We start from the raw sequence: 20,345 nt of genomic DNA, 5'->3' as shown, positions 1-20,345 counted from the left end.
TGATGCAATCACCCTGCCATGCCCCTTGCCCTAGAATCACCCTCGACACCACGCCGCACAGACCAACTACAAGCAGGAGAACTCATGTCCCGTCACACCAAGATCGTCGCCACCCTCGGCCCCGCCTCCTCCGACCTGCTGACCCTGGAACGCCTCGTCCACGCCGGCGTGGACGTGGTGCGCCTGAACTTCTCCCACGGCAAGGCCGAAGACCACATCGCCCGCGCCACCCAGATCCGCGAAGCCGCCCAACTGGTCGGTCGTCCGGTGGGCATCCTGGCCGACATGCAGGGCCCGAAGATCCGCGTGGGCAAGTTCGAGGAGGGCAAGATCAACCTGGTCAAGGACAGCGTCTTCATCCTTGACGCGGCCCTGGCCGGGCCGGGCAACGTGCACCGGGTTGGCCTCGACTACAAGGACTTGCCCCGGGACGTGAAGCCCGGCGACGTGCTGCTGCTGGATGACGGCCGCCTCAAGCTCACCGTCGATCGCGTCCTCGGCCAGGAGATCCACACCCGGGTCAAGGTGGGCGGCGAACTGTCCAACAACAAGGGCATCAACCGCCAGGGCGGCGGCCTCACCGCGCCGGCCCTCACCGCCAAGGACATGGACGACATCAAGACCGCCGCGCTGATCGGCGTGGACTTTGTCGCCATCTCCTTCCCCAAGGGCGCCGCCGACATGTACATGGCGCGCCAGTTGCTGCGTGCCGCCGGCAGCAGCGCCATGCTCATCGCCAAGATCGAACGCACCGAGGCGGTGGCTAACCTGGACGAGATCCTCGATGCCTCGGACGGCATCATGGTGGCCCGAGGCGACCTGGCCGTGGAGGTGGGCGACGCCGCCGTGCCGGCCCTGCAGAAGCGCATGATTCGGGCCGCCCGGGAACGCAACAAGCTGGCCATCACCGCCACCCAGATGATGGAGTCCATGATCCACAGCCCGGTGCCCACCCGCGCCGAGGTCTCCGACGTGGCCAACGCCGTGCTCGACGGCACCGACGCGGTCATGCTCTCCGCCGAGACCGCCTCGGGCAAGTTCCCGGTCGAGGTGGTTGAATCCATGTCGAGGATCTGCCTGGAAGCCGAGAAATCCGCCGAGGTCACCATGGACCGGGACTTCCTCGACCGCATCTTCACGCGCATCGACCAGTCCATCGCCATGGCCGCCATGTGGACCGCCTACCATCTCAAGGTCAAGGCCATCGCCTCCCTCACCCAGACCGGCTCCACCGCCCTGTGGATGAGCCGCCTGAACAGCGGCGTGCCCATCTACGCCCTGACCCCCGAGATGTCGGCCCGCAACCAGATGACCCTCTACCGGGAGGTCTATCCCCTGCTCATGTCCCAGATCCACGCCGACCGGGACGTGTTGCTGTGGGAGGCCGAGCAGATCCTGCTGGAGCAGGGCGTGGTGGAATACGGCGACCTCATCGTGCTGACCATCGGCGAGCCCATCGGCGCCGCGGGTGGCACCAACACCATGAAAATCGTCCGCGTGGGCGACACCCCCAAGCCCGGGGTGGTGTGACCGGCAACACAATTTGGGACATATGCTCACCTGCTGGTCGCGCAGGGGGCATGCCGGCTTGGTAGAATCGAGGTTTTACGTCTTTACCAGGCCGGCCCCGGCCACCGGAGAAAAAACCATGTCCCTCGTTTCCATGCGCCAGCTTCTCGACCACGCCGCCGAAAACGGCTACGGCCTGCCCGCGTTCAACGTCAATAACCTCGAACAGGTCCAGGCCATCATGGAAGCCGCGTCGGAAACCGACAGCCCGGTGATCATGCAAGCCTCCGCCGGCGCCCGCAAATACGCTGGCGAGGCCTTCCTGCGCCACCTCATCGACGCCGCCGTCGAAGCTTACCCGCACATCCCGGTGGTCATGCACCAGGATCACGGCCAGTCTCCCGCCATCTGCCAAGGCGCCATCCGCTCCGGCTTCTCCTCGGTGATGATGGACGGCTCCCTGATGGAAGACGGCAAGACTCCTTCCTCGTATGAATACAACGTGGACGTGACCCGCCGCGTGGTCGAGCTGTCCCACGCCATCGGCGTCAGTGTCGAAGGCGAACTGGGCTGCCTGGGCTCCCTCGAAACCGGCCAGGCCGGCGAGGAAGACGGCATCGGCGCCGAAGGCACCCTGGATCACTCGCAGATGCTCACCGACCCCGACCAGGCCGCCGACTTCGTGCGCCAGACCAACGTGGACGCCCTGGCCATCGCCATCGGCACCAGCCACGGCGCCTATAAGTTCACCCGCAAACCCACTGGCGACATCCTGGCCATCGAGCGCATCAAGGCCATCAACGCCCGCATCCCCAACACCCACCTGGTAATGCACGGCTCCTCCTCGGTGCCCCAGGAACTCCTCGAGATCATCCGCGAGTACGGCGGCGACATGAAGGAAACCTACGGCGTGCCCGTCGAAGAAATCGTCCGCGGCATCAAATACGGCGTGCGCAAGATCAACATCGACACCGACATCCGCCTGGCCATGACCGGCGCGATCCGCAAGTTCTTCGTCGAGAACCCCTCCAAGTTCGACCCCCGCGAGTTCCTCAAGCCCGCCCGCGAAGCTGCCAAGCAGGTGTGCAAGGCCCGCTTCGAAGCCTTCGGCACCGCCGGCAACGCCAGCAAGATCAAGCCCATCTCCCTGGACAAGATCGCCGCAGCCTACAAGAGCGGCTCCCTGAACCAGATCGTCCGCTAAGACCGCTACCGCCGGCCTGCCGGCGTATCGGAATCGGGGCCGGCCATGCCGGCCCCCTTCATTTCCGGAGACGTTTCCATGGCCCTCCCCTGGTCCACCCTCGTCAAGGCAATCCCCTGGTCCGAGGTCATCGCCCGTGCCCCCGACCTGGCCCAGAGCGCCCGCAAGCTGTGGCAGAAGGCCGGCCCCGACACCGCCGCAGGCAGCGCCTCACAGTCACCCGAGGGGGCCAGCCCCGGCGATACGCCCCGCTTCGTGGCCCTGGAGAGCCAGCTCGCCGAGGTGAGCCTGCGCCAGCAGGAAGGCGCCGAACTCCTCGCCGCGCTGGCCGCCCAGAACGCGGAACTCGTGGGCACCACCCATCAGCTGCAGCAGCGGGTGCGCCAGCTCGCCATTGCTCTCGGCGTAACCACCGCTCTTGCCGTGGCCGCGCTCCTTGTCGCCCTGCTCGGCGGCAGGTGATTTGTTGCACCGCAACAACGCCCCGTGACCCGCAGCACGGCACGGCCTCCGGCAGGCTTGCCAGCGCCACTTCCGTAACGGCAAGATGAACGCCCGATCACGCCCGGCCCGTCAGATCCCATGACCCTGCCACCCCATTTCTCCGAGCACGACCAGCGCCAAGCCCTTAACGACGAGTTCCACGCCCGTCCGCCGGTCCCCCTCGAGAGCCCGCAGCTGATCAGCTACCTCGCCCTGCACCACAAAGACGAGGCCCCCGGTGCCGCCCAGCAGCACCTCATCGCCCTGGGTAAGCTCCTCGGCCAGCCCATCGACGATGCCGGCACCCACCACCTGATCGACTTTGGCAGTTTCCAGCTCAAGTGGGAGCTCCACAACGAGTTCTCCAGCTACACCTTTTTTTGTTCCATCGCCCGGGGCGAAGGCCTGGACGGCAGTGCTTCGGCCCTCGCCGTGGTGCCTGAGGCCTGGCTCAAAAGCCTGCCCGGCAAGCTCATCGTCGCCACCCACGTAGAACTGCGCTCCGCCGCCGAGGTGACGCCCGAGAGCGTCATGGCCCAGCTCTCCCCCACGGGACGCCAGATGGTCGGCGCTACCGTGGCCGACGGTGCCGCCTGGGTATTCACCGATTTCCTGTTCGAGAACGGCTTCTCCCGCTTCTTGGTCATCGACGTGTCCCTGACCCGCCGTCAGGCCGGCCGCACCGTGCAACGCCTGGTGGAGATCGAGACCTACCGCCTGATGGCGCTGCTGGCCTTCCCTGTGGCCAAGGAAGTCAGCCGACTGCTCGGTGCCACCGAGCAGCGCCTCGCTGACCTGATGGACCGCACCGGCTCCGCCCGCAGCACCGAGGACGAACGCAACGTGCTGGCCGACCTCACCACCATGGCCGCCGAAGTCGAGCACTCCGTAGCCCGCACCACCTTTCGCTTCGGCGCCGCCCGGGCCTATCACAGCCTGGTAATGCAGCGCATCGCCGAGCTGCGTGAGCGCCGCATCATCGGCCTGCCCACCTTCCACGAGTTCATGGAACGCCGCCTTCTGCCGGCCATGAACACCTGCGAGACGATGGCCCGTCGCCAGGAAGACCTGTCCAGCCGCGTGGCCCGTAACAGCCAGCTGCTGCGCACCCGCGTCGAAGTGGAACTGGAGCGTCAGAACCAGGAACTGCTCGGCCAGATGAACCGCCGCGCCAAACTGCAGTTGCACCTGCAGCAGACCGTCGAAGGCCTGTCGGTGGTGGCAATAACCTACTACGCCTCTCAGCTGGTGCAGTACATGGCCAAGGGCCTCAAACATCAAATTGAGCCCCTCACACCCGAAGGCATCACCGCCGCCGCCATTCCCCTGATCGCCGGTTTCGTGGCCTTCGGCCTGCATCGCATGCGCAAGCATCTGGCCGCCGCCGACGCCGGACACTGACCGCCCCCCGCCACCCCGCTATAATCGCGTTTTGACCGACGGACACCAGACCGTGACCACTCCGATCTTCGAATCCTCCATCCGCAGCCTGACCCTGTTGGGCCGTGGCAAGGTACGCGACATCTACGCCATTGACGCCGACAAGCTGCTCATCGTCACCTCCGACCGGCTGTCAGCCTTCGACGTCATCCTTCCGGACCCAATCCCGCGCAAGGGGCAGGTACTCACCGCCATGGCCAACTTCTGGTTCGCCAAGCTCGGTCATATCGTCCCCAACCAGCTCACCGGCATTGACCCCGAAAGCGTGGTCGCGGCCGACGAACGTGACCAGGTGCGTGGCCGTGCGCTGGTGGTCAAGCGCCTCACCCCGCTGCCCATTGAGGCCGTGGTCCGTGGCTACGTGATCGGCTCCGGCTGGAAGGACTACCAGGACACCGGCGCCATCTGCGGCATCAATCTGCCCGCCGGTCTGCGTCAGGCGCAGAAGCTGCCGTTCCCCATCTTCACCCCTGCCAGCAAGGCCGAAGTCGGCGATCACGACGAGAACATCAGCTTTGAACAGGCCCAGGCCCGCACCGATGCCGTACTCGCCGACACCCTCAAGGGCACCGGCAAGACGGGCGCCCAGCTCGTGGCCGAAGCCCGCGACGCCGCCATCCGCCTGTACTCCGAAGCCGCCGACTACGCCGCCACCCGCGGCATCATCATCGCCGACACCAAGTTCGAGTTCGGCATCGACGCTGCCGGCACCCTGCACCTGATCGATGAAGCCCTGACGCCCGACTCCTCCCGCTTCTGGCCCGCCGAGAGCTACGCCGAAGGCATCAGCCCGCCGAGCTACGACAAGCAGTACGTGCGTGACTACCTGGAAACCCTCGACTGGGGCAAGGTCGCCCCTGGCCCCAAGCTGCCGGACGAAGTCATCGCCCGCACCGCCGCCAAGTACGTCGAAGCCTACGAGCACCTCACCGGCCAGCGCCTCTGAGCGTCGCGCCTGCGACACTGCTCAAAAGCACACAACCCGCCTAGGCGGGTTGTGTGCTTTTGACGGACGCCACGGAGGGGCGCAACCGGAGTTTCATCCAACATGAAACAAGGCCATCAGCGCCTGGCGCTCCTCCATCGACTCGGCCAGCGCCCGAGCCAGACACGCCTCATCCAGCCCCAGGGTCGCCGCCCGGGCCAGGCCCTGACGGAAATCCTCCTCCTCGGGCGAGAACGGATTGCGCGACTCCGCCACCAGGTTGGCGATGAAGATCAGATCAGGAATATTGGTGGGAGGCCACTCTCCCCCATAGATTTCCGGGTTGTCCACCGCATCCATCAGCTCCCGCGGCATGCTCATGGTCGCCAGCACCGCCCGCCCCACCGGAGGGTACCAGACCCGCACCAGATCCGAGAGCGGACTGTCGTCGCTGAGCAGCTCGGGGTATTCCCACACCCGGGCCAGCAGGAAGAACTGCCCAATGTCATGGACCATACCGGCAAAGAAGGCCGCATCCCGGTCCTGGGCAGTGCACAGCCGGGCCAGCACGCTGGCCGTGGCCGCCACGTCCACACAGTGCGCCCACAACTTGCGGATCAAGGGCTGATAGGGGCCAAGCACCTCCCGGTGCATCAGCTGTTCTGCCGCCACCGCCATGGCCAAGGCCCGCAGCTTACCGAAACCGATGCGCACCAAGGCTTTCGGCACATCGGTCACTACGCGCCCGCTGGGGTTGTACCAGGCAGAGTTGGCCAGCGCCACGGTACGGGCCGCCAGCAGGGGTTCGGCGGAAACCATGGTCGACATCCGGCCCAGGTCCAGGTCGGGGTTATCGAGGGCCTCCAGCACTCGCATGGTCACCTCCATGGAGGTCGGAAAGCGCAGCTCACCGCGCTCCAGTTCCTGGTTGATGGTATGCAGGAAGGCCTGCTCCGCCAGATTCAACGCCTTGTCGCTCACGCCCGTCCCCTTTGTACATGCCCGCCGCCCCGCCTCCAGCCGCCAACACAGGCGACACTCCGCGCGGAATTCGGCAAAATGAAACCACTCAACCGACTGCTTTCACAAAAATGACCGCCACCCCCGCCACCTCGCCCCTGCTCGAACTGTCCGGCCTGCCGCGCTTCGACGCCATCCAGCCGGCCCACGTGGAGCCCGCCGTACGCAGCCTGCTTGAGGCTCTGCGCAGCACCGTCGAACGCCTGCAACACGACCCCGCCACACCCACCTGGGCCACTTTCGTCGAACCCATCGAGAACGAAGGTGAACGCCTCGGCCGAGCCTGGGGCATTGCGGCCCACATGCACAGCGTTATGGACACCCCCGAATGGCGGGAGGCCTACAACTTGATGTTGCCGGAGGTCACCCGTTTTTACGCCGAATTGGGGCAAAACCTTAAGCTTTTCGAAAAATATAAAGCCATCGCCAACGGCCCCGAATACGCCACCCTCAGCCCGGCCCGTCGCCGCATCATCGACAACGAGCTGCGGGGCTTCCGCCTCTCCGGCGCCGAGCTGCCCGACGAGCAGAAGCCCCGCTTCCAGGCCATCCAGGAAGAGATGGCCGGCCTCGGCGCCAAGTTCTCCGAGAACGTCCTCGATGCCACCAACGCCTTCAGCCACCTGGTCACCGATGAGGCCGAGCTGGCCGGCCTGCCCGAAGACGTCATCGCCGCCGCCCGGGAAGCGGCCGAGAAAGCCGGCCTCGAAGGCTGGAAGTTCGGCCTCAAGATGCCCTCTTACCTGCCGGTGATGCAGTACGCCGACAGCCGCAGCCTGCGTGAAACCCTCTACCGCGCCTACGCTACCCGTGCGGCCGAGATCGACAACGGCTACAGCAAGCCTGAATGGGACAACGGCCCGCTGATCCAGCAGATCCTGGCCCTGCGTGCCGAGGAAGCCCGGATGCTCGGCTACCGCAACTATGCCGAAGTCTCCCTGGTGCCCAAAATGGCCGATACGCCGGACCAGGTGCTGGGCTTCCTGCGCGAGCTGGCGGTCAAGGCCAAGCCTTTCGCCGAACGTGATCTGGCCGAACTCCGCGCCTTCGCCAGCGAGAACCTCGGCCTCTCCCCCCTCGAACCCTGGGACGTGGCCTACGCCTCCGAGAAGCTGCGCGTCGCCAACTACGCCTTCTCCGAGCAGGAAGTGAAGGAATACCTGCCCGAACACAAGGTACTGGACGGCCTCATCAAGGTCGTGGAAAAGCTCTACCAGGTCAGCATCAAGCCCGACAACGGCCCAGTCTGGCACCCGGACGTGCGCTTCTTCCGCATCGAGCGGGCCGGCCAGCTGGTCGGCCAGTTCTACCTCGACCTCTACGCCCGGGACACCAAGAAGGGCGGCGCCTGGATGGATTCCGCCATCACCCGCCGGCGCCTGGCCAGCGGCATCGAGACCCCGGTGGCCTACCTGGTGTGCAACTTCCCCGGCCCGGTGGGTGAGGGCACGAAAAAGCGGCCCGCCACCTTCAGCCACGACGACGTGATCACCCTGTTCCACGAAACCGGCCACGGCCTCCACCACCTGCTCACCCAGGTGGACGACCTGGCCGTCTCCGGCATCCACGGTGTCGAATGGGACGCGGTGGAGCTGCCCAGCCAGTTCATGGAGAATTTCTGCTGGGAATGGGACGTGGTGCGCGAAATGACCGCCCACGCCGACACCGGCGAACCCCTGCCCAAGGCCCTCTTCGACAAGATGCTGGCCGCCAAGAACTTCCAGAGTGGCCTGGGCACCGTGCGTCAGCTGGAGTTCTCCCTGTTCGACCTGCTGGTGCACATGGATTTCGACCCGGCCACCCAGGGCTACATGGATCTCCTCGCCGAAGTCCGCAAGGAAGTCGCCGTGCTGATACCCCCGGCCTGGCACCGCTTCCCCAACAGCTTCACCCACATCTTTGCCGGAGGCTATGCGGCTGGCTACTACAGCTACAAGTGGGCCGAAGTGCTGTCGGCCGATGCCTTCGCCGCCTTCGAGGAAGAGGGCCGGCCCAAGGGCAGCGTGCTCGACGCGGCCACCGGCCAGCGCTTCTGGAACGAAATCCTGGCCGTCGGCGGCAGCCGCCCTGCCCTCGAATCCTTCAAGGCCTTCCGCGGCCGCGAGCCGCAAGTGGATGCCCTGCTGCGCCACAGCGGCATGGTGCCGGCATGAAACCCGCCGGCCCCCGCGCCATCCTGCCCTTGCTGCTGGCGCTGCTTGCCGGCGCGGGGCCGACAATGGCCCAGAGTGCCTACCGTTGGGTGGATGAACAGGGTCGCGTACAGTACAGCGACCAGCCGCCCCCCCAGGTCATCAAGAAATTCGAGGAGCGCAACGTCCAGCCCAACCGGGGCAACGCCCAAACACCCTTCCTGACCCGCAAGGCTGCCGCCAGCTTCCCGGTGACCCTGTACACCAGCAAAGACTGCGGCAAACCCTGCGACGACGGACGAGCCCTGCTCCAGAAGCGTGGCGTCCCGTTCAGCGAAACCGCCATCGACAGCGCAGAGCAGGTCGAAGCCTTCAAGACCCGCTTCAGCAAGGAGCCCTTCGTGCCCACCCTGGTGGTCGGCCGCCAGGTGGAAGCCGGCCTTGCAGAGCCCCTGTGGCACAGCCTGCTGGACAACGCCGGCTACCCGGCCGGCAAGCGCTGAGGGTGCCGGCTGCCACCATCGATTCCAATGGGTGGCGGCCCCCCTGCCGCGCTTCGGTCACTCCACCTTCAGGGGGGTGGAGAGCTCCAGCACCTTGCTGGCAACCCTGTCCTCCACTGTGGCAATCATCCGGAACGCCTTGCCCTTGTCCTTCTCCTTGAAGACGAGGGTCAAGCTTGCACTACCGAGCATGAACCGCGGGGTCAACGGTGCGGCCTTCCACAGGTAGCCGGCCCCCAAGCGGGTGCGCTCGCCATCCGGCGCAATGATGGAGAACTCGGCCATCACATCGCACTGACCGGCAGGGTTTGGCTTGCAGCCGGTCATCGTCAGCACGGTGCTGATGGGGCGCCCCACCGGAATGCTCTCGCTTACATCCAGCGTCGGGTTGCCGCCTGCCTCTTCCCAGGACTTTCGCAGGGCCGCCTCGTCAGAGGTAAGCCGCAACTGGACGAGAAAGCTGCCTGCGCTGCGCATGTTCTCCCGATCCGGGAGAGCGACCCCGCGTTCATCGACCCAGCCACCGGCATGGCTCCCTGTCATTGTGGCCAGCAGGAAGAAGGTGAGTACGCTGTGGCGGCGGCAAATCGTGTTCATGATGGATCTTGACTCTCGGCACAACTGCAAATAAGAACCATGATCATATACGCACATTGGCTTTTCTTGAGCAGCTTCAGGCACGGCCAGCCTCCCCCCCAACGAGCCCATGGTCCTGCTGGAAGGGATAGCAGCAAAGCACGAACACCGTCAGCCGCGTGGCTGGCACAATCACTTCAAACAGACACCGCTTTGTGTAGCTAGCGGCACCACCAGAAACACAAACCCACGCCCATACTGGATTTCAAGCCCCCATGAAGATCGCCACCTGGAACGTCAACTCCCTCAAGGTCCGCCTGCCCCATGTGCTCGACTGGCTCGCGGCCAATCAGCCCGATGCACTCTGCCTTCAGGAGCTCAAGTGCGAGAACAAGGCCTTTCCCCTGGCCGAGATCGAGGCCGCCGGCTATCGGGCCGTGTTCAACGGCCAGAAGACTTACAACGGCGTGGCCATCCTCAGCCGCAAGCCGCTGGAGGATGTCACCCTCGACATCCCCGGCTTCGCCGACGAACAGAAGCGCATCATCGCCGGCACCCTGGACGGGGTGCGCATCGTGTGTGGCTACTTCCCCAACGGACAGGCCGTCGGTTCCGACAAATTCGCCTACAAGATGGCCTGGCTGGAAGCCCTCACCGCCTGGCTGAAGGCCGAACTGCAAACCACGCCTCAGCTGGTGCTGGCCGGCGATTACAACGTGGCCCCGGAAGACCGGGACGCCCACCCGGACTGGAAGGACGAGATCCACGTGTCGGTACCCGAGCGGGCCGCCTTCCAGGCCCTGATCGGTCTCGGTCTGAGTGACGCCTTCCGGCTCTTCGAGCAGGAGGAGCGCAGCTTTTCCTGGTGGGACTACCGGATGGGCGCCTTCCGACGCAACTTCGGCCTGCGCATCGACCACCTGCTGCTGTCGGCCCCCCTGGTGGAGAGGTGTTCGGCCTGCTACACCGACAAGGCCCCCCGCAAGCTGGAGCGGCCATCCGACCACACCCCGGTCGTCGTCGAGCTGGCATGAACAGCGCCCCGGCCGGAGAGGCCCTGATCGCCCTTTACCCCATTCTGAGCCAGCTGACCGCCCGGGCGCGCCAGCGCCTGGAGGCCCGGGCCCAGCTTGTGCAGGTGCCGGCGGGCACCACCGTGTTTGACGAGCGCCAGGCCTGTCAGGGCTTTCCCTTCGTGATCGCCGGTGGCATCCGGGTGGTCAAGGCGGCCCCCAACGGCCGGGAGCTGCCCCTGTATCGGGTCACTCCGGGCGAGACCTGCATCATCTCCTCGGCCTGCCTGCTCGGCCAGGCGCCCTACAACGCACGCGGCGTGACGGAAGCAGACACCACCCTGCTGGTGGTCCCGACCGAGGACTTCCAAGCCCTGCTGGGCGAGCAGGCCTTTCGGGACTTCGTCTTCCAGCTGTTCTCCGAACGCATCGCTGACCTGATGCAACTGATCGAGGAAGTGGCCTTCCGCAAGCTCGACCAGCGCCTGGCCGCGCTGCTGCTGGGCAAGGGCCAACGCCTGCACACCACCCACCAGCAGCTTGCCGATGAGCTGGGGAGCGTGCGTGAGATCGTCAGCCGCCTGCTCAAAGGCCTGGCCGAGCAAGGCTTGGTGGCCCTGTCCCGGGAACAGGTAGAGATCCTTGATCCCGCCGGCCTGCGCCGCCTCGCCGGAAACTGAAGCCCTGCCGGCTCTGTAACCAAGGTTACAGACGCCCCCCGACGGCGAATGCTCCAATACGCCCACCTGAACCAATGTGCCAAGGAGGCGATCATGAAAGCGAACGTGGGCGGTATCGACAAGGTGTTGCGGATTGGCGGCGGCGTGGCCCTGGTAGCCTGGGCTGCCCTTCTGGGCGGACCGACCTGGGCCTGGATCGGCGTGGTTCCCCTTGCCACAGGCCTGACCGGCTTCTGCCCGGTCTATCCCCTGCTCGGCATGAATACCTGTCCGATGAAGAAGGACTGAGCTCCCCCTCCTCCCCCGGACACCCCCGGCCCGGCCTCCTTTGCGGTGCCGGGCTTTTTTCATTTCAGGGTGACTCCCACTGCGCACGCCTCTGCAGTATGCCGACAAGGCCTTCCGCGTGGCCAAGAGGTTGGGGCTGACCGTATCTGGGTGTCGTGATCGGTTTGTTCAACCGCAAGATGATCGCCGGCTCGATCAATCGCGCTTCGTTTTGGGAACTGGGCAGCGATTGAGCAATCCAGCATCTTCCCGATAACAACGCACCTATTGCCAAGGCATGACCTCCCAACATCTTCCCTTTCGCTTGCTCGCCGTCCTTGTCCTTTCCTTATGGGCGTCCCTCTGCACGGCGAAGACACTCGCCCTCACCTTCGACGACGGCTTCAATCCAGGGACACAGCCCGATGCGGCCCAGTGGAATGCACAGATACTGGCGGCCTTGCACACGCATCAGATCACAGCGGCCCTGTTTCCCTCCTTGGCGCGCATGGGCGGCACCGACGGGCTGGGATTGGTCAAGGCATGGGCGCAGGCGGGGCATCTCGTAGGAAATCACACGGCCAGTCATCGCAGCCTTGCCGATCCCAAGGTGTCACTGGACTGGTTCATCGCCGATGTGCAGGCGGCCGATGCAGCGATTCGAGATCTGCCCACCTTCACGCCCATGCTCAGATTCCCCTATCTGAAGGAAGGGGATACGCAGGCCAAGCGCGATGGCATGCGGGCCTGGATGGCCAAGAACAGCTACAGGAATGCCCCTGTCTCCATTGACGCCAGCGATTGGTACTACAACATTGTCTATACCGCTCACTTGAAGGCGGGCGATGCCGATAAGGCTGGGCGCGTGAAACAGGCCTACATCCGCCATCTGCTCAACCGCGCGGAATACTACGACCAGCTTGCCTACAAGGTCCTGGGGAGAAGCCCCGCCCATGTCATGCTGCTGCATACCAACCAGATCAATGCGGCAGCATTGCCCGCGGTAATTGCAGCACTCACCACCAGTGGCTGGCAGGTGACATCCACCCGCAGCGCATTTCAGGACCCGCTGTACGCACAAACACCTGACACCCTGCCCGCCGGGGAGAGCATCATTTGGTCACTTGCAAAAGCACTTGATTTTCCGAAGTTGCGCTACCCGGCGGAAGATTCCGTATATGAGGAGCCCTTGCTGCGGGAGGCAGGGTTGCTGCCTTGACCTAGCCCCTCGGCCATCCCCACCATGCCACTGGCGAAGGGAAACCCAGGCGCCCCGCTTCGACCGAGATACAAAATTCCACATACGCAAACAGTTGTGCCTTGAGGAATATTAGGCACCTTTAGATCGGCCAACTTCTTATCCTCTGCGCTTTCCGTGCCCACCAGGGCTCAATGCGCAAGAAAGGAAGTTCCATGAAGAAGCTCTCCCTGCTGACTGTCTCCGCCCTGCTGGCCTGCGGCCAGGCCGTCGCCGACGACATCAAGGCAGACGGTCAGTGGCGTGGCGTGGGTGGCGCAGCCGCTTCGTTCTCGTCCGGCAATGCCCGCAACAGCTCCGTGAACATCAACCTGGACGCCGCCCGCATCACCGCAACCGACAAGTGGTCAGTCTATGGCCAGGCCCTGTTCGCCCAGTCCAAAGACAAGGACGACAACACCAACACCACGGCCAACCTGTGGCGCGCCGGCACCCGTTACGACCACAACCTGAGCGACAAGGTATTTGCCTTTGGCGGCCTCGACCTGGAGCGCGATCAGCTCAAGCACCTCAACCTGCGTGCCGGCGTCAATGGCGGCGTGGGCTATCACCTGATCAAGACCCCGGAAACCACTTGGGACGTGTTCGGCGGTCTCGGCTACAAGGTCGATCGCTACGCCTCCTCCGGCGTGCTCATCGACAACGAGCTGCGCCGCACCTACACCACGCCCGAGATGATCCTCGGCGAAGAGTCCAGCCACCGCCTGACCGACACCACCAGCTTCAAGCAGCGTCTGGTGGTCTATCCCAACCTGCGTGACACCGGCGAGTTCCGGGCCATCTTCGACGCCGGCCTGTCAGTGGCCATGAACAAGACCATGAACCTGACCGTGGGCTTCCAGAACCGCTACGACAGCCTGGCCCAGTCCCCGGCCAAGCAGAACGACACCCTTTTCCTGGCGGGTGTAAACGTGAAGTTCGGCGCCGACTAAGCGACATCAGGCGCTACCCCAAAGCCGCCGCCGGGCCTTGCCCCGCGGCGGTTTTGCTTTGTGGGTCAGCCCCCTTCCACGCTCCAGAAACCCAGCTTGCCCAGGCTGGCCGCCAGACGCAGACGGGTGGCACGCCAACTGGACAGGGCATTGATGCGCTGCTGGGCGGCGTCGGCCATGGCGCGCTGGGCCTCCAGGAGCTCCAGGGTGCTGCCAACCCCAGCCTTGTACCGGCCCTGGGCCACCTCCAGGGATTTGGTCGCGTAGCCGAGCAGCTTCTGGGTGCTGTCCAGGGTCTGGGTCTGGGTCTGCAGGGTCTGGTAGGCCTGCCATACCTCCAGCGCCACCCGCTGCTCCACACCGCGCAGCTCGGCGTCGGCCTGCTCGAACTCGGCACGGGCCGCCGCTCCCTGGTAGTGGCGGGAGAAGCCGTCGAAGATCGGCACGTTGAGCTGCACGCTGACACTGCGGTCGTTCTGATCGAGGGCCGGCGTGCCATTGTCGTAACGCCGATCATTGCTCGAACGAACGGCATTGAGGCTCACCGACGGCAGGTAGGCCCGGTCGGCCACAGCGATGCGGGCCCGCGCAGAAGACAACCTGGCACGGGCCGAGGCCAGCTCCGGGTGGGTCTTCTGGGCAAGCTCCAGCAGCGCGTCCACACTTTTCACGAAGCTCGTGTCAGGCAAATGGGCATCATCCGCATCCACTTTCACCGGGCGCAGGGGCGGCTCGCCGATGCTGACCGCCAGCTGGCCCTGGGCGTTACGGAGATTGCCCTCGGCCCGCACCCGGGCCAGGATGGCTTGGGCAAAGGCGGTCTGGGTCTGCAACTTCGAGGTCAGATCACCCACGCCGGCAGCGTGCTTGGCCTCGGCCGCCAGGAAGCTCTGCAGGTTGATGCGCTCCACCTCCTGGGCCACGGCCAGCTCGCCCTGGGCGTTGAGCAAGCCAAAGTAGGCATTTGCGGCGTCCAGGAAGATGGTCTGGATGCTCAGGTTCTGGCTGGCCGCCGCCGCCAACAGGGTCTGGCGGGCGCTATCCACGCTGGCCTCGCGCTGCCCGAAGTCGAACAGATTCCAGGCCAGATCCAGCTGGCTACCCCGCCCGCGGCTGTCGGAGCGCGTTGTGCTGCCGCCCTGCTCCAGGGTCTGGCCGCTCCGGCTGCGTGTCAGGTTAGCGTTCAGGGTTGGCAGATAGGCGGCACGGGCCGCCCCCAGGCGCGCGGCAGCAAGGGACGCAGCGGCCCAGGCCTGGCGCGCGCGCGGGTCGCGGCACAGGGCCCGACGCACCACCTCCGAAAGGCTGATGTCGCCGCCGGCGAAGGGCTCAGGGCAGCGCACCCCACCGTTCAGCTCGGCGTCCAGCGGCACCTGCCCGGGGGGTGTGAGATCCAGCAGATCGGTACGGCTCCCAAGGGGGTCAAAGGCCGCGGCCGGGCCGCATACCACCAGCAGGGCCAGCATTGCAAACAGGCGCCGCATCAGCCGGCCTCCGCAGCCTGGGCCGTGCTGGCGGCGGTCTGACGGGCGACCAGCTCGCTTACTGGCATGTCCTCCACCACTTTGCCTCCGTGCAGCATCACCACCCGCTCGGCGCTCAGAATGGTCTCGGGGCGGTGGGCGATGATGATGCGAGTCAGGTCGAGGGACTGGATGGCCGCATTGACGGCCTGCTCGCAGGTCACATCCAGGTGGCTGGTGGCCTCGTCGAGTACCAGGATGCGCGGCTGCTTGTAGAGCGCCCGGGCCAGAAAGAGGCGCTGCTTCTGCCCACCGGAGAGCACCGTGCCCATATCCCCCACCAGGGTGTGATAGCCCATGGCCATGGCGGCGATCTCCTCGTGGATCTGCGCCAGGCGGGCACATTCCTCGATGCGGGCCCGATCGGGTGCCGGATCGAAGAAGCAGATGTTGTCGGCGATGGAGCCGGCGAACAGGGTGTCATCCTGCATCACTGTGCCGATCAGCGCCCGGGGCGCCTCGCCACCGCTGCGCCGCAGGCTGGCGTCGCCGATCAGGATGTCGCCCTCCACCGGCGGAAAGACGCCCAGGATCAGGTTGATCAGGGTGGTCTTGCCGCAACCCGACGGGCCGACGAAGGCCACAGACTGGCCTGGCGGGATCTCCAGGTCGATGCCGTCCACCACCCATGGATCGGTCTCGGCATAGCGGAAGCGCAGGCCCTGCAGACGCACGGCCGGCGCCCCCAGGCTGGCCACCTCACGGCCGGGCCCGGCAGGGGCGTCCTTCTCGGGTTGGGTGAGCACGATGTCGGCCAGACGCTCGCCCTGCAGCCGCAGCATGCGCAACTCGAAGAACTTCTCGATCAGGCCAGCGACGCGGCCGTCGAACTGATCCTTGTAGGCCTTGAAGGCCATCAGCACACCCACCGTCATCAGTCCGTCCAGGGTCTGCCTCGCCCCCAGCCACAGGATGGCAATGCCCACCAGGCCGAACAGCAGGCCGTTGATCGACTCGAAGGCGATGAACAGGCGCTGGGTGCGCACCCCCGCGTTGACCTGCTCGACCACCAGGCTCAGCCAGCCGGAGCGGCGTTCGTTCTGGCGCTGGAACAGCTTGACGGCCTTGATGCCACGCACGGTCTCGAGAAAGTGGGACTGCTGGCTGGCGTGATGGACGATCTCCTGCTCGGTTGCGAGGCGCAGGGGACGGAACCACAGGGCGCGGATCAGGGCGTAAGTGAGCATCGCCGCAAGCGCCATCCAGGCCAGGGCCGGGCTGTACAGGAACATCATGGCCAGGGTCACCGCCGACATCACCCCATCGATCAGCACCGAGAAGAAGGAGGCGGTGAGCTTGCTCTGGATCTCGTCCACCGCCCCGAAGCGCGATACGACATCGCCCAGGTGACGCTTCTCGAAGTACTGCACGGGCAAGCGTAGCAAGTGGGCAAAGACATTGGTACGCCATTGCAGGCTGAGGTTGGTACCGATGTGCAGCAGTATCCACGACCGCAGGGCCGAGAAGAGCTGCTGGACGATCAGCAGCAGACCGAAGCCCAGAGCCAGGGTGGTGAGCAGATCCCGGTCGGCGGACACCAGCACATGGTCGATCACCCACTGCAGGTAGAAGGGGCTGGCCAGGGCGAAGACCTCCAGGGCCGCCGCCAGGATGAGCACCTGGGTCGCGGCCGAGAACAGCCCGTCCACGCGGCCGATCAGGTCGCGGAAGCGGATCGCCGGCGGCGGTGCCGATGGCCGGAACTCGGCGCTGGGCCACAGCTCCAGGGCCACGCCGGTAAAGCTGCGGGAAATCTCGTCGTGGGCCACCCAGCGGGCGCCGCTGGCGGGGTCATGGATGAGGATGCCGCGGCGAGTCACCTTCTTCAGCACCACGAAGTGGTTGAGGTTCCAGTGCAAGATGCATGGCGTGCGCAACTGGCCCAGATCTTCCAGGTCCAGCCGCAGGGGCCGGCTGGCCAGGCCGAGGGCGTTGGCGATGCCGATCAGCTGGCCCAGGGTGGCACCGTGCTGGGAGATGGAGAACTGGCGGCGCAGCTGGGCCAGGTCGGTGCGGCGCCCGTGGTAGCCGGACACCATGCCCAGGCAGGCCAGGCCGCATTCGGTGGCTTCGGTTTGCAGGATGACGGGGAGCGTGCGCCCGAAGGCGGCGGGCAGGCTGGCGATCAGGGACATGGGCTCAGAGCTTCCCGGTGATGCTGATGAGGGGTTCCAGAACCCATTCGTAGAGCTTGCGGCGCTCCTGCATGATGTCGGCCTCAAGCTGCATCCCCACCTGCAGGGGGCGCGCTTCGCCGTAGGCCATGATTGACTGGGCGGCCAGGTCCACCGTGATGCGGTACACCTGGTCTCCACTACCGGCGCCATCCAGCCCGGACAGGCCGAGGGCCGACAGATCCTGGCTCGACAGGGCGACCCGGGCCACCTGGGCCACACGCCCGGCGGTATGGCCAAACTTCTGGTAGGGGTAGGCGTCGAAGCGCAGCATCACCGCCTCCCCCTCGCGCACGAAGCCCACCGCCTTGCTCGGGGCAAACAGGTAGGCCTGCAGGCGGGCGCCGGGCGGCACGATGGACACCACCGGGCGGCTGCCATCCACGGTATGGCCGACCTCGGCCGTCACCGCCGTTGCCACCCCGTCCCGGGGTGCCAGCACAAAGATGCGCCGACGCAGCTCGCTCTCGGTGAGCTCCTGATTGGAGCTGGAGATGCTGCGGCGAATCTCGGCGATCTGCTTGGACTGCTCCAGAGGCATGCGCGACAGCTCGCCACGCAGCAGGGTGAGCTCGCGCTGGCCATTGAGGCGCTCGCGCTCCAGAGCCTGGAGGCGCGAGCGCTGGTCGATCAGATCGGCCTCGCGCAGCTGCACCTGTTCGCCGGCGATGTAGTCCTTCTCCAGCAGGCCCCGGTAGCGTTGCAGGGTGTCCTGGGCCAGGGCCACGCGGGCGCGCTGGCCTTCCATGGACTGCTCGATCACCCGCAGCTCGGCCTCGTAGGCGGCCTGCTTGCGGGTCAGGGCAGCGCGCTGCTCCTGCTGCAGGGACTCGGTCTTGCCCAGTTCGCTGCGCAGGCTGTCGCGGCGCGCCTCGACCTGCTCGGTGATGCTGGCCAGGCCACCGGGAGCGGCATCGCTCTTGCGCTCCAGGGACAGCACATACAGCACGTCTCCCTCGCGCACCGCCTGGCCCTCCCTCACGCGCTTTTCCACCACCACGCCGGACTGGCCCGGATAGACCTTGGACCACCCCCCCGCCGGCAGCAACTGCCCCGCCACGGTGGTGCGCTTGGTGTAGCTGCCAAAGGCGAAGAAGGCTATCAGCGCCAGGGCTGCCGTGGCTGCCAGCAGGGCGAAGACGGAGAAGGAGAGTGGCTGGCTCAGCGCCACAGGCCCAAGCCAGTTGGTGCGCTGGGCATCGAGGGCCTCGGGGCGGAACAGGGAATCGTCTTTCACGGGGGCAACGGGGGCAGGCCGGGCAAAGTCGCTGGCCGCAGGGTCGCATGCCCGCCCGGCAGCATGCGCTGAACTATTCCCGCGCTTCCGGCGCATCGGCGCCAACAGCGTGAGGAATGTCCCGGCGACTTGTTCAAATGGCAACGGGCCACCCCTGGGTGGCCCGTCATGGTCAACCGCTCACCCGCAGGCGGCAGTCATCCCTCATTCACGAAAACGTGAATCAGCAGCCGTAGGAGGGCTTGGGAGCCGGCTGGCAGGTCTGACAGGGGCTCGGGGTCGGAGCCGGCTGGCAGGGGGTGGGAGCCGGAGCGGGGGTGTAGCAGCCGCTCTTGCCGCCGAAGAGGCTGCTCAGCAGGTTCAGCTTGAAGGACAGCAGGCCGGACAGGAGACCGAAGGTGCCACCGGAAACGTTCTGGACTTCTTGGGACGAGAGCTCACGAATAGCCATTTTTGAAACCTCTTGAGAGTAAGTGAATCTATTTTTTGATGTCGCGCCACCCAAAACCCGTAATGGGTAATCAGGCAGCGAATTCACTATAACCTCAAAGAAGACTTGAATTCGTGAAATACCACGGCAAAAAGGAATATGAAAAGCATTTTTACATGTTTTTATTGTTTTTATCAAAAACACTCATTCTTGCCTCACACGCCCCCTCCACACCCCTCTAAACAACGGGGGAAGTCCGCCCAGCAACGTGATTGGCGATACGTACAAAGCTGCCCACGGCGAGCTTCTCGCCGCGCAGGCCGGGGTCGAGTTCGAGGGCGGCGAAATCCCCCTCGCCGAGAAAATCCCGCAGGGTATTGCGCAAGGTCTTGCGGCGCTGGCCAAAGGCCGCCGTGACGATACGCCCGAGCAGGGCGTAGTCGGTGGCGGTGCATTCGGCCACCGGGCGCGGCACCATGCGCACGATGCTCGACATCACCTTGGGCGCGGGACGGAAGGCCCCCGGCGGCACATCGAAGACCCGCGCCATGTTGAAGCGGTACTGCAGCATCACGGACAAGCGCCCGTACTCCTCGGTGCCAGGCTCGGCCACCATGCGCATCACCACCTCCTTCTGCAGCATGAAGGTCATGTCCTTCACCTTCTCGGCGTAGTCGGCCAGATGAAACAGGATGGGCGTGGAGATGTTGTAAGGCAGATTACCCACCACCCTCAGGGGGGCGCCGTCGGCCACCAGGCTGCCGAAGTCGAACTTGAGGGCGTCACCTTCGTGGATGGTCAGCTTCTCCGGGGAGTGGGCTTCCTTGAGGCGGGCAATCAGATCCCGGTCGATCTCGACCACGTGTAGATGGGGCAGACGGGCCATCAGCGGCTCGGTCATGGCCCCCAGGCCGGGGCCGATCTCGACCATGCGATCCCCCTCCGCCGGGCGGATGGCCTCGATGATCTTGCGGATGATGTTGGGGTCGGACAGGAAGTTCTGGCCGAAGCGCTTGCGCGCGAGATGGGGTTCGCTCAT

At 65.5% G+C, this 20,345-nt stretch carries 19 protein-coding genes; 12 read left to right on the top strand and 7 right to left on the bottom strand.

Annotation, left to right across the window (positions count from 1 at the left end):
• The first annotated feature begins 84 nt into the window (after positions 1–84).
• From pyk to PHI64_RS06225, 5 genes are all read left to right on the top strand, one after another.
• Positions 85–1,530: a pyruvate kinase gene (gene pyk, locus PHI64_RS06245; RefSeq protein ID WP_299880263.1), complete on the top strand. Its 1,446-nt coding sequence runs from the start codon at positions 85–87 to the stop codon at positions 1,528–1,530.
• Positions 1,531–1,648: 118 nt separating this feature from the next.
• Complete coding sequence (fba, locus tag PHI64_RS06240) at positions 1,649–2,713, top strand: class II fructose-bisphosphate aldolase (protein ID WP_299880260.1); 1,065 nt, start codon at positions 1,649–1,651, stop codon at positions 2,711–2,713.
• 78 nt (positions 2,714–2,791) lie between these two features.
• The gene (locus PHI64_RS06235; RefSeq protein ID WP_299880257.1) at positions 2,792–3,175 is read left to right on the top strand and encodes a hypothetical protein; all 384 of its coding nucleotides are present in this window, start codon (positions 2,792–2,794) and stop codon (positions 3,173–3,175) included.
• Positions 3,176–3,295: 120 nt separating this feature from the next.
• Positions 3,296–4,597 (top strand): DUF3422 family protein, encoded by a 1,302-nt coding sequence (locus PHI64_RS06230; protein WP_299880254.1) that lies wholly within the window; start codon positions 3,296–3,298, stop codon positions 4,595–4,597.
• Between the two features lie 52 nt (positions 4,598–4,649).
• Positions 4,650–5,582 (top strand): phosphoribosylaminoimidazolesuccinocarboxamide synthase, encoded by a 933-nt coding sequence (locus tag PHI64_RS06225; RefSeq protein WP_299880252.1) that lies wholly within the window; start codon positions 4,650–4,652, stop codon positions 5,580–5,582.
• Positions 5,583–5,675: 93 nt separating this feature from the next.
• On the opposite strand, the gene PHI64_RS06220 is transcribed toward PHI64_RS06225, so the two are convergent.
• A complete protein-coding gene (locus tag PHI64_RS06220) occupies positions 5,676–6,542 on the bottom strand; it encodes an HDOD domain-containing protein (RefSeq protein ID WP_299880249.1) in 867 nt (288 codons plus the stop codon).
• A gap of 110 nt (positions 6,543–6,652) precedes the next feature.
• Here PHI64_RS06220 and PHI64_RS06215 point away from each other — a divergent pair, with 110 nt between their 5' ends.
• Positions 6,653–8,734, top strand: a complete 2,082-nt coding sequence (locus tag PHI64_RS06215) for a M3 family metallopeptidase (RefSeq protein WP_299880246.1) — start codon at positions 6,653–6,655, stop codon at positions 8,732–8,734.
• Positions 8,731–9,216, top strand: coding sequence for a glutaredoxin family protein (locus PHI64_RS06210; protein WP_299880243.1), 486 nt, complete (start codon positions 8,731–8,733; stop codon positions 9,214–9,216). The genes PHI64_RS06215 and PHI64_RS06210 overlap by 4 nt, the downstream gene beginning before the upstream one ends.
• Positions 9,217–9,273: 57 nt before the next feature.
• On the opposite strand, the gene PHI64_RS06205 is transcribed toward PHI64_RS06210, so the two are convergent.
• Complete coding sequence (locus PHI64_RS06205; RefSeq protein WP_299880240.1) at positions 9,274–9,813, bottom strand: hypothetical protein; 540 nt, start codon at positions 9,811–9,813, stop codon at positions 9,274–9,276.
• 254 nt (positions 9,814–10,067) lie between these two features.
• Between PHI64_RS06205 and xth the strand changes: the two genes are divergently transcribed.
• The 5 genes from xth to PHI64_RS06180 all read left to right on the top strand — a co-directional run bounded on the left by xth (position 10,068) and on the right by PHI64_RS06180 (position 13,942).
• Positions 10,068–10,826: an exodeoxyribonuclease III gene (xth, locus tag PHI64_RS06200; RefSeq protein WP_299880235.1), complete on the top strand. Its 759-nt coding sequence runs from the start codon at positions 10,068–10,070 to the stop codon at positions 10,824–10,826.
• Positions 10,823–11,485: a Crp/Fnr family transcriptional regulator gene (locus PHI64_RS06195; protein ID WP_299880232.1), complete on the top strand. Its 663-nt coding sequence runs from the start codon at positions 10,823–10,825 to the stop codon at positions 11,483–11,485. The genes xth and PHI64_RS06195 overlap by 4 nt, the downstream gene beginning before the upstream one ends.
• Positions 11,486–11,578: 93 nt before the next feature.
• Complete coding sequence (locus PHI64_RS06190; RefSeq protein WP_296408765.1) at positions 11,579–11,773, top strand: DUF2892 domain-containing protein; 195 nt, start codon at positions 11,579–11,581, stop codon at positions 11,771–11,773.
• Positions 11,774–12,050: 277 nt separating this feature from the next.
• On the top strand, positions 12,051–12,971 hold the full coding sequence (locus PHI64_RS06185; protein ID WP_299880227.1) for a polysaccharide deacetylase family protein: 921 nt from the start codon (positions 12,051–12,053) through the stop codon (positions 12,969–12,971).
• A gap of 194 nt (positions 12,972–13,165) precedes the next feature.
• Positions 13,166–13,942 carry a DUF481 domain-containing protein gene (locus PHI64_RS06180; protein ID WP_299880225.1) on the top strand — a complete coding sequence of 259 codons (777 nt, stop codon included), beginning with the start codon at positions 13,166–13,168 and terminating at the stop codon, positions 13,940–13,942.
• A 65-nt stretch (positions 13,943–14,007) separates the two neighbouring features.
• On the opposite strand, the gene PHI64_RS06175 is transcribed toward PHI64_RS06180, so the two are convergent.
• The 5 genes from PHI64_RS06175 to rsmA all read right to left on the bottom strand — a co-directional run bounded on the left by PHI64_RS06175 (position 14,008) and on the right by rsmA (position 20,345).
• On the bottom strand, positions 14,008–15,426 hold the full coding sequence (locus PHI64_RS06175; protein WP_299880223.1) for a TolC family protein: 1,419 nt from the start codon (positions 15,424–15,426) through the stop codon (positions 14,008–14,010).
• On the bottom strand, positions 15,426–17,600 hold the full coding sequence (locus PHI64_RS06170) for a peptidase domain-containing ABC transporter (RefSeq protein WP_299880219.1): 2,175 nt from the start codon (positions 17,598–17,600) through the stop codon (positions 15,426–15,428). The genes PHI64_RS06175 and PHI64_RS06170 overlap by 1 nt, the downstream gene beginning before the upstream one ends.
• A gap of 4 nt (positions 17,601–17,604) precedes the next feature.
• On the bottom strand, positions 17,605–18,876 hold the full coding sequence (locus tag PHI64_RS06165) for an HlyD family efflux transporter periplasmic adaptor subunit (protein ID WP_299880216.1): 1,272 nt from the start codon (positions 18,874–18,876) through the stop codon (positions 17,605–17,607).
• 223 nt (positions 18,877–19,099) lie between these two features.
• Positions 19,100–19,327 (bottom strand): hypothetical protein, encoded by a 228-nt coding sequence (locus PHI64_RS06160; protein WP_299880213.1) that lies wholly within the window; start codon positions 19,325–19,327, stop codon positions 19,100–19,102.
• Between the two features lie 217 nt (positions 19,328–19,544).
• Positions 19,545–20,345 (bottom strand): 16S rRNA (adenine(1518)-N(6)/adenine(1519)-N(6))-dimethyltransferase RsmA, encoded by an 801-nt coding sequence (gene rsmA, locus PHI64_RS06155; RefSeq protein ID WP_299880210.1) that lies wholly within the window; start codon positions 20,343–20,345, stop codon positions 19,545–19,547.

Source organism: Zoogloea sp. (genome assembly GCF_028689785.1).
GTDB lineage: Bacteria > Pseudomonadota > Gammaproteobacteria > Burkholderiales > Rhodocyclaceae > Zoogloea.
The sequence above is the reverse complement of the archived record's forward strand: the minus strand, read 5'-3'. Positions and strand labels throughout refer to the sequence as shown.

Coding starts and splice junctions, on each gene's coding strand:
- pyk (WP_299880263.1), top strand. CDS start 85: ATGTCCCGTCACACCAAGATCGTCGCCACCCTCGGCCCCGCCTCCTCC.
- fba (WP_299880260.1), top strand. CDS start 1,649: ATGTCCCTCGTTTCCATGCGCCAGCTTCTCGACCACGCCGCCGAAAAC.
- PHI64_RS06235 (WP_299880257.1), top strand. CDS start 2,792: ATGGCCCTCCCCTGGTCCACCCTCGTCAAGGCAATCCCCTGGTCCGAG.
- PHI64_RS06230 (WP_299880254.1), top strand. CDS start 3,296: ATGACCCTGCCACCCCATTTCTCCGAGCACGACCAGCGCCAAGCCCTT.
- PHI64_RS06215 (WP_299880246.1), top strand. CDS start 6,653: ATGACCGCCACCCCCGCCACCTCGCCCCTGCTCGAACTGTCCGGCCTG.
- PHI64_RS06210 (WP_299880243.1), top strand. CDS start 8,731: ATGAAACCCGCCGGCCCCCGCGCCATCCTGCCCTTGCTGCTGGCGCTG.
- PHI64_RS06205 (WP_299880240.1), bottom strand. CDS start 9,813: ATGAACACGATTTGCCGCCGCCACAGCGTACTCACCTTCTTCCTGCTG.
- xth (WP_299880235.1), top strand. CDS start 10,068: ATGAAGATCGCCACCTGGAACGTCAACTCCCTCAAGGTCCGCCTGCCC.
- PHI64_RS06195 (WP_299880232.1), top strand. CDS start 10,823: ATGAACAGCGCCCCGGCCGGAGAGGCCCTGATCGCCCTTTACCCCATT.
- PHI64_RS06190 (WP_296408765.1), top strand. CDS start 11,579: ATGAAAGCGAACGTGGGCGGTATCGACAAGGTGTTGCGGATTGGCGGC.
- PHI64_RS06185 (WP_299880227.1), top strand. CDS start 12,051: ATGACCTCCCAACATCTTCCCTTTCGCTTGCTCGCCGTCCTTGTCCTT.
- PHI64_RS06180 (WP_299880225.1), top strand. CDS start 13,166: ATGAAGAAGCTCTCCCTGCTGACTGTCTCCGCCCTGCTGGCCTGCGGC.
- PHI64_RS06175 (WP_299880223.1), bottom strand. CDS start 15,426: ATGCGGCGCCTGTTTGCAATGCTGGCCCTGCTGGTGGTATGCGGCCCG.
- PHI64_RS06170 (WP_299880219.1), bottom strand. CDS start 17,600: ATGTCCCTGATCGCCAGCCTGCCCGCCGCCTTCGGGCGCACGCTCCCC.
- PHI64_RS06160 (WP_299880213.1), bottom strand. CDS start 19,327: ATGGCTATTCGTGAGCTCTCGTCCCAAGAAGTCCAGAACGTTTCCGGT.
- rsmA (WP_299880210.1), bottom strand. CDS start 20,345: ATGAGCGAACCCCATCTCGCGCGCAAGCGCTTCGGCCAGAACTTCCTG.